At 40.5% G+C, this 8,371-nt stretch carries 7 protein-coding genes and 1 tRNA gene; 3 read left to right on the top strand and 5 right to left on the bottom strand.

The window, feature by feature from the left end:
- Positions 1 to 178 precede the first annotated feature (178 nt).
- Positions 179 to 1,153, top strand: coding sequence for a 6-phosphofructokinase (gene pfkA, locus WH223_RS14400; protein WP_340048445.1), 975 nt, complete (start codon positions 179 to 181; stop codon positions 1,151 to 1,153).
- 385 nt (positions 1,154 to 1,538) lie between these two features.
- Here the strand turns inward: pfkA and WH223_RS14395 are convergent, their stop codons facing one another.
- The 4 genes from WH223_RS14395 to WH223_RS14380 all read right to left on the bottom strand — a co-directional run bounded on the left by WH223_RS14395 (position 1,539) and on the right by WH223_RS14380 (position 4,863).
- Positions 1,539 to 2,675, bottom strand: coding sequence for a TlpA disulfide reductase family protein (locus WH223_RS14395; RefSeq protein ID WP_340048444.1), 1,137 nt, complete (start codon positions 2,673 to 2,675; stop codon positions 1,539 to 1,541).
- 191 nt (positions 2,676 to 2,866) lie between these two features.
- Positions 2,867 to 3,700 carry a TPM domain-containing protein gene (locus WH223_RS14390; protein WP_340048443.1) on the bottom strand — a complete coding sequence of 278 codons (834 nt, stop codon included), beginning with the start codon at positions 3,698 to 3,700 and terminating at the stop codon, positions 2,867 to 2,869.
- Positions 3,700 to 4,134: a TPM domain-containing protein gene (locus WH223_RS14385; protein WP_340048442.1), complete on the bottom strand. Its 435-nt coding sequence runs from the start codon at positions 4,132 to 4,134 to the stop codon at positions 3,700 to 3,702. The genes WH223_RS14390 and WH223_RS14385 overlap by 1 nt, the downstream gene beginning before the upstream one ends.
- A gap of 150 nt (positions 4,135 to 4,284) precedes the next feature.
- Positions 4,285 to 4,863: a LemA family protein gene (locus tag WH223_RS14380; RefSeq protein WP_340048441.1), complete on the bottom strand. Its 579-nt coding sequence runs from the start codon at positions 4,861 to 4,863 to the stop codon at positions 4,285 to 4,287.
- Between the two features lie 241 nt (positions 4,864 to 5,104).
- Between WH223_RS14380 and WH223_RS14375 the strand changes: the two genes are divergently transcribed.
- Complete coding sequence (locus WH223_RS14375) at positions 5,105 to 6,646, top strand: NAD(P)/FAD-dependent oxidoreductase (protein ID WP_340048440.1); 1,542 nt, start codon at positions 5,105 to 5,107, stop codon at positions 6,644 to 6,646.
- Between the two features lie 105 nt (positions 6,647 to 6,751).
- Positions 6,752 to 6,824 (top strand) — tRNA-Gly (locus WH223_RS14370).
- A 219-nt stretch (positions 6,825 to 7,043) separates the two neighbouring features.
- On the opposite strand, the gene sufD is transcribed toward WH223_RS14370, so the two are convergent.
- Positions 7,044 to 8,348, bottom strand: coding sequence for a Fe-S cluster assembly protein SufD (gene sufD, locus WH223_RS14365; RefSeq protein ID WP_340048439.1), 1,305 nt, complete (start codon positions 8,346 to 8,348; stop codon positions 7,044 to 7,046).
- Positions 8,349 to 8,371 lie beyond the last annotated feature (23 nt).

The raw sequence follows: 8,371 nt of genomic DNA, 5'->3' as shown, positions 1-8,371 counted from the left end.
CAGCTACATTTAATAGCAATTCACAGCCATTATATGTCATTGTAAATCCAAATGGCGACGTGTTACTACCTCCTAGTGGAGCGAACTACAATATCAGTAGCTATGCCGCCTATCTGCAAAAAGGAATTGACACATTCAAAGCTCAAAAACAAAACTAGACGCTAAACCAAAGAAATAAATGAAGACAATTAAAAATATTGCGGTATTAACTTCTGGAGGCGATGCTCCAGGAATGAATGCTGGTATACGGGCCGTTGTCCGTGCAGGAATCTACAACAACCTAAACGTTTTTGGTGTTAAAAGAGGCTACGACGGCCTTGTAAATGGCGAATTGATTCCTATGGATGCTAAATCTGTAGCAAACATCATCCAACGTGGAGGAACAATACTTAAGACGGCCAGAAGTGATGAATTCCGTACGGTAGAAGGAAGACAGAAAGCATACGACAATATTAAAAAATTAGGTATCGATGGCTTAGTAGTAATCGGTGGTGATGGAACTTTTACAGGTGCCTCAAAATTTATTGAAGAATTTGATATTCCAATTATTGGTATTCCAGGTACAATTGACAATGACTTGGCAGGAACAGACTTCACGATCGGCTACGATACAGCTATCAACACGGTAGTAGATGCTGTCGACAAAATTAGAGATACGGCAGAATCGCATGACCGTCTGTTTGTTGTTGAAGTGATGGGACGTGATTCAGGCTTAATCGCACTACGTTCAGGTATTAGTACAGGTGCTGAAGCCGTGTTAATTCCAGAAATCAATGTGGATTACGATGCTATCATGAAACGCCTAGACAAGACCCGTAAAAACAAAGCTTCTCGTATCGTTATTGTTGCCGAAGGTGACAAAGAAGGAGGACTTGTTGTTGCAGAAAAAATCCAAGAAAACTTCCCTCACTACGATGTCCGCCTTTCTATATTAGGCCATATCCAACGTGGAGGAAAGCCGACATGTATGGACCGTGTTCTTGCGAGCCGTTTAGGTGTTGCTTCCGTAGAAGCCCTAATTGAAGGTCGTAAAGGCGAGATGGCTGGTTTAATATGCGGTGAGGTTCATTTCACACCATTCAACAAAGCAATCAAGCATCTAGATGATATCAACGAAAACCTAACACGTATCGTTGAGATTTTATCGCTATAAAAAACTTTACAAATAAAAAAATCCCCTCCACACATAATATGGAGGGGATTTTTTTTCTGAAAACTTTAAGGAAAGCTTATATCCTTCAATTTTAAACCCTATTCAACGCCGAAGAAAACCAATTTATATGGATCGAGTAAAAAAGCAAGCCGTTTAGGTGTTGCTTCCGTAGAAGCCCTAATTGAAGGTCGTAAAGGCGAGATGGCTGGTTTAATATGTGGTGAGGTTCATTTCACCCCATTCAACAAAGCAATCAAGCATCTAGATGATATCAACGAAAACCTAACACGTATCGTTGAGATTTTATCGCTATAAAAGATATTGCAATAAAAAAATCCCCTCCACATATAAGATGGAGGGGATTTTTCATTAAGCTACTGAATAATTATTTCAATACTTCAGCTAGTTTTTTCTCTAATGCTTCACCACGTAGGTTAGATGCAACGATTTTACCTTCTGGGTCTAACAAGTAGTTTTGCGGAATACCTTTAATCGAGTAAAGCGCTACTACAGGAGAGCTCCAAAACTTCAAGTCAGAAACATGTTGCCATTGCTCCAATTTATCAGCATGAATAGCTTTCACCCAATCATCATGTTTACCTGGTCTGTCTAAAGAAACACCAAGAATAGTAAAGTTCTTTGATTTAAATTTATTGTAAGCAGCTACCACATGTGGGTTCTCTTGACGACAAGGGCCACACCAGCTAGCCCAAAAATCTACTAATACATATTTGCCACGTAAAGAAGAAAGACTCAATTCATTGCCTGCTGTATCTGGCAGGGTAAAATCTGGCGCCACAGCACCTTTAGCCACAACTTCTAAACCTGTAATTTTTGTCGCTAATGCTTTACCTAAAGCCGTACTTTTCAAAGCTGCTGGAAATGCATTAAACGCTGGTTTAGCAAAGTCAGTCAAATTTTCTGCTGAAACAAGCTCATTCAACACGGATAAAGCAACATAACTCGTTGAATTTTTCTTCACAAAATCCTCATTTAGTTTTTGTTGCTGCTCGTAAATTCCAGATGCTTTAGCACGTAGACCTCCTATAAACTCTTGATCTTGTTTTTTATCATCTGGTGCCGCTTGGTACTCTGCATCAATCGCTGCAAAACCATCGGTAATAGACTTCAAAGATCCTTTATATTTAGCAAAATCATTATTAATGACATTACCACTCACCACAGCTTTTGAAAAAGGTGTACCTTCTAATTTAATAACACCTTTAGATAAAAAGATATAATTCATTTCAGGGCGAGCACCACCACGCAACTCAGCCATTGACTTTCCTTCTTCAGAAAGCGTTAAAGTAGCTTGTACAGGCTCTGATACCGTACCTTGGTATTTAAATGCTCCACCAGTTATTGCTGCTGAATCCAGCACAGACTTTCCGTTATCTTGGTATTGAATAAAAACTTTTGCTTTCGGGTTTGTAACGCCCACTTTTGCGTTTAGGGTAAATGCTTCTTGTGCGAATAGCAAAGATGGCAGTACTCCTAAACCTAATAAGATTACCTTTTTCATTTGGATTAGATTTTTTCTAAATATATACGAGTATACGAATTAATTAACAAATTATTGTTGAACCTCAGCGAGATACAGGTGAAAATAAAAACAATAAAATGCATTAAACAGCTGTCAACAAACCACTTAGATAAAACATTTTCAACCTTCTATTTTGAAAATATTACACGATTTATAAACATCATTGCAGACTACCATCGACCACTAGCACCGCCGCCACCGAAACCACCGCCACCGAAACCGCCGAAGCCTCCTCCGCCACTACTTCCGCCGCCGAAGCCACCGCCAAAACCGCCACCTCCACCGTTGCCACCTCTACCCATATTATTGAGTAAGGTCCACCAGAAGATGTCGGAAGCTCCTTTTCCAGTCATGACACGACCTCCGCCATTACCATTGCCACCACCTTTATTTTTGGAAATAATAGATATAATGATAATAATTATAATGATACCGAAGATAATAGAACCAGCGCCGCCACCTTCTTCACGCTCCTTAGGATCGGCTTTATACTCTCCTTTGGTATACGAAATAATCGCATCTGTCGCTTTATCAAGACCTTTGTAGTAAGCCTTTTGACCAAAATAAGGCTTAATTTCATTTTGAATAATACGATAAGCGATAACATCAGGAAGAGCGCCTTCCATACCGTAACCGGTCTGAATTGTTACTGCACGATCATCTATGGCGGCCAGCAGAACAATACCATTATTATACTTCTTACCGCCGACGCCCCATTTTTTAGCTAAGCGTACCGCATAATCGCCCACCTCATAACCATCCGTTGTACGCACAAGGACTACAGCTATTTGGTTTGACGTACTATCTTCGAAAGCTAAAAGCTTAGCTTCTAAAGCTGAAATTTCGCCCTGACTTAAGGTGCCTGTATAATCCGAAACTAATCGATTTGGTGCCTCAGGAATAGACTGCGCACGGAGTCCAGAAAAAGCAACAAAAAAGGTCAGTAAAACAAATGTTACCTTCCAACTTTTCAATACGTTATTTTTCAATTTCTTTAAAATCATTAGTTCTCCCCAAAATAAATATCATCAGGCAACTCATTTACATCATCGGCCTTTCTTGGAAAATAATACTGCAAAGCATCTCCAATATGTTGAATACCGGAAATTAGCCCTTCCACCAAATCATCCTTTCTAAAACCTCCGAGCATTGCCTCTTTTGCTCTATCCCAAAAATCAGCCTCCACACGCTTATTAAGCTGACAATCGCCAATAATTGCTAAATGATGATCATCAACGGATATATAGATTAATACCCCATTTTGGAGAGCCGTTTTATGCATATCGAGCTTGTGAAAATACTTTACTGCAGCATCCAAAGGGCTAGGCTCCTTTAAACGGCGCTCAACAACCAGTCTAATTTCGCCAGAAGTCTTACCCTCAGCTACACTAATCGCTTGTACAATTTTATCTTGCTCTTCTGTAGAGAAAATTTCCATATGGTGAAAACAAAAAAGATGAACTCCAAGTGATTAAGCTGGAAGATTAGTCCTAATAGACTTCTCCATTTTAACCAGCCAAGACTCCATCTAAGCCAGAGATAAAGGCTACATATCCCGGCATGGCCGGGATATAAAACCTAAGAATTACTAAAATGCAACAGTCGGTGCCTTATCGGAACCTTCAGCTGCTTTGAAAGTACCTTTAGCTTTAAAGCCAAAAATACCGGCTACAATATTCTTTGGAAAACTTCTTACCGTTGTGTTATAATCCTGTACAGCTACGTTATATTCTCTACGTTCTGTCGAGATTCTATTCTCTGTACCTTCTAACTGTGCTTGCAATTCCTGAAAATTAGAATTTGCCTTCAAATCAGGGTAAGCCTCAACGCTCACCAATAAACGACCGATAGATTGTGATAATGCATCTTGCGTTTGTTGATAATTTGCAATAGACTCTTCCGTTAAGTTTGAAGGATCAACCGTTACAGAAGTTGCTTTAGCTCTTGCTTCCACTACGGCGGTTAAGGTCGACTCTTCATGCTTCGCAGCACCTTTAACCGTTGACACTAAATTCGGGATTAAATCGGCACGACGCTGATAAGCGTTTTCAACCTGAGCCCATTTACCTTTCACATTTTCATCTTTAGAAACCATGGTATTATAACCACATGAACTGAAAGATAAAGCAGTAAACAATCCGATAGCAGCAATTAATAATCTTTTCATATATTTTCTATTTATTTTTTAACGACTCTTCAATGCCCCCTATTCAACCTTTATAATACCTAACGATGGTTTAAATTGGTCTACTAGGCACTAACAATAACTTGTTATTCTATAAAAATAACAAAAATGTTTAATAATAAAAGAAGGCCGTCAAATGCTATGCCATATAGAAGGTCTTGCACACATTTGTTCAAATTATGTACCTTTGCCCTGTTTTGGGATAAAAACCCAGCCAGACGATATGCAAAAAGAAATTGAACTGGCTGTATCACCTGATTACATTCACGATACAGCATACATCAGCGCCCTTGGCGCCAAACAACTAAAAGTAGCAGAAAACCGTATTCAAGGGATACACATTCGCAAGCGGTCTATTGATGCCCGCAGTCGACAAGTCGTATACCGTATACGCGTTATTTTCTACATCGACGAGCCCTATTTCGCACCAAGCTATCAAGCTGCCATAGGCAATGTTAAAGAAGCTAAACCTGTCATCATTATTGGTGCTGGCCCTGCCGGCTTATTTGCTGCCTACCGATGCCTAGAACGTGGCCTTAAGCCTATCGTTCTCGAAAGAGGAAAGGCCGTACGTGACCGTCGTCGTGACTTGGCACGTATCAACAAAGAAGGATTTGTAAATCCAGAATCCAACTATTGCTTTGGTGAAGGTGGTGCAGGAACCTATTCCGATGGTAAGCTATATACACGCTCCGACAAAAGAGGCGATGTACAAAAAGTATTACAAATATTCGTACAACATGGCGCTACTGAAGATATTTTAGTCGATGCGCGCCCACATATCGGAACCAATAAATTGCCCCATATCATTGAAGATATGCGCAACACGATAATAGAATGTGGTGGAGAAATCCATTTTGACTGTCGTGTTGATGATATTATCGTACAATTTGATAAAGTTACCGGTGTAAAAACTGCCGATGGTCATACCCATAATGCAGACCAAGTCATTGTAGCGACAGGCCACTCTGCACGCGATATATTTTACTTATTCCGCAAGAAAGGATGGCTCACGGAAGCAAAACCTTTTGCATTGGGCGTACGTATTGAGCACCCACAAGAGATTATCGACCAAGCGCAGTATCACTGCAGCACAAGACATGAAAACCTCCCTCCAGCCTACTATAGCCTCGTTGAGCAGGTAGATGGCCGTGGCGTATTCTCTTTCTGTATGTGTCCGGGAGGTATTATTGCTCCCTGTGCAACAGACCATGACGAAATTGTCGTAAATGGCTGGTCACCTTCCAAGCGCAACAATCCGCATGCAAACTCAGGAACTGTCATTCAAATAAATCTTGAAGATGTACCACAAGCGTTGAATGACCCTTTTGCTTTATTAGACTTCCAGCAGCAGGTCGAGCAAGCGGCCTTCAGATATGGTGGTGGAAACCTCGTGGCGCCAGCACAGCGCATGGTAGACTTTGTACAAAGAAAAGTATCCAATAGCTTGCCTGAGAACTCCTACAAACCGGGAACAAGCAGCGTAAGCTTAGATGAGGTTTTACCAAACTTTGTGGCGAGTGCACTGCGTGGTGCATTGCCTGTGTTTGGAAAGAAAATGAAGGGTTACTATACGAATGAAGCCATTCTAGTAGGCGTTGAATCGAGAACTTCATCGCCAATTCGTATTCCACGCGACAAAGTAAGCTTGCAGCATCCGCAGATTGCCGGCCTTTACCCTTGTGGTGAAGGAGCTGGTTATGCTGGCGGAATTGTATCCGCAGCAATTGATGGAATGAATTGCGTAGACGCCATTCCTCAGTAGCCTATTTTTGTTGACTGAAAGCCAATGGGCTATACTTTTTTTGTGACAAAAACGATGTTGAATTTGCCAAAATGAATATTTAATATTAATTTTGTGTCAACAAAAGCGAAAGTAGCTCAGTTGGTAGAGCACAACCTTGCCAAGGTTGGGGTCGCGAGTTCGAATCTCGTCTTTCGCTCAAAAGGTCTTTGGAATTTCCAAAGACCTTTTTTTATGCACCTTAACCGTGTCCATCATCAATCACTAAATTACCAATATATACCCAACTTGTGGTATTCGACACGAATCACAACCGAGCCGTTTATAGGTTAGCTACCACAGAAAATACGAGCATAAAAAAAACGTTTGAGCATGACACCCAAACGCTTTTTACTATATTAAAATGGAAAACTATAAATTACACGGCTAAACCTTTTTCAACAAGGTCTTCTACATAGTTACGCACTACCTCGTTAGAGAAACGAGTCGTTACGTCGAAAGCAAAAGCATGCACCAATAATACGCGTGCAGACTCCTCACCAATACCACGAGCACGTAGATAGAAAAGTGCTTCGTCATCAAACTGCCCCATAGTACAACCATGTGAACATTTAACGTCATCAGCAAAGATTTCCAACTGTGGCTTCGCATAAACAGTAGACTTATCACCAATCAGCATATTGTTGTTTTGCTGGAAAGCATTTGTTTTTTGCGCATCTTCACGCACAAAAATCTTTCCGTTAAACACAGCTGTTGATTCTCCTTGTGGAATGTTTTTGTACCATTCGTAAGACTCACAGTGCGGCTTCATATGATCAACAACTGTATGATTATCCACAAACTGTTTGCCAGCTGTTAGGTTAATTCCATAAAGGTGTGACTCCACCTGCTCTGCATCTAAGCGAACGTTGATATTATTACGTACAAAAGATGCTCCTGGTAGGTTACAGTTGTAGTTATTATACAAACTGTGTTCCTCTTGGTATACTTCTGTATGCTGCGTATAGCTACTTGCTGCTTCCGCTACTTGCAAGAAGTAGTGTTGCATTTTCGCTCCTTTTTGCACAACAATCTCCGTTACTTTATTATTCCAGTTTTGGGCTGCGCCATCACTCGTAATAAAGGACTCGATAATTTCTACTTCAGCATTTGGCTCTAGAACGATTAAGTTTCTAGTTTGCACAAAAAATGGCTGATCGCCAGTAGCAACATGAATAAGGTGAATAGGCTTTGACAACACTTTATTTGGAGCCAAAGAGATATAAACCCCTGCTGTTTGCAAAGCAGTATTCAACTGCACCAAAACGTTATCCGATTTGTCTGCATGTTGTGCATAATGCGCTTTAAAATTAGCTTCTTGTGAAGCTTCTTCAATAGGCTTCACCGTCAGTCCTGCTTCATCTTCCAAAGAAGAGAAAGCCAATACATATTGTCCATTAACCAATACAATGCGGTGAGCATCTAGGCCTTGAATATCGGCTTTATTAAGCTCTACATCATCAATCGCTACATCACTGTTTAACACGTAGTCCTTGTTTAACAAGGGATGTAGGTTGGTATATTTCCATTCTTCATTTTTTACCGTTGGAAAACCTTCTTGTTGAAAACGTGCAAATGCCTGCTGACGCAAAGCGATTACATCCGAGGACCCGGAAACGTTCTCTAACTCTTGAAAAGTAGAAACCAATTGTTGGTATAATGAATCTGCAACTATTGTACTCATAATGTTTGTTATCAATCTGTTAT

It is taken from the genome of Sphingobacterium sp. MYb382 (genome assembly GCF_037572665.1).
In the GTDB taxonomy this organism is placed as follows: domain Bacteria; phylum Bacteroidota; class Bacteroidia; order Sphingobacteriales; family Sphingobacteriaceae; genus Sphingobacterium.
The sequence above is the reverse complement of the archived record's forward strand: the minus strand, read 5'-3'. Positions and strand labels throughout refer to the sequence as shown.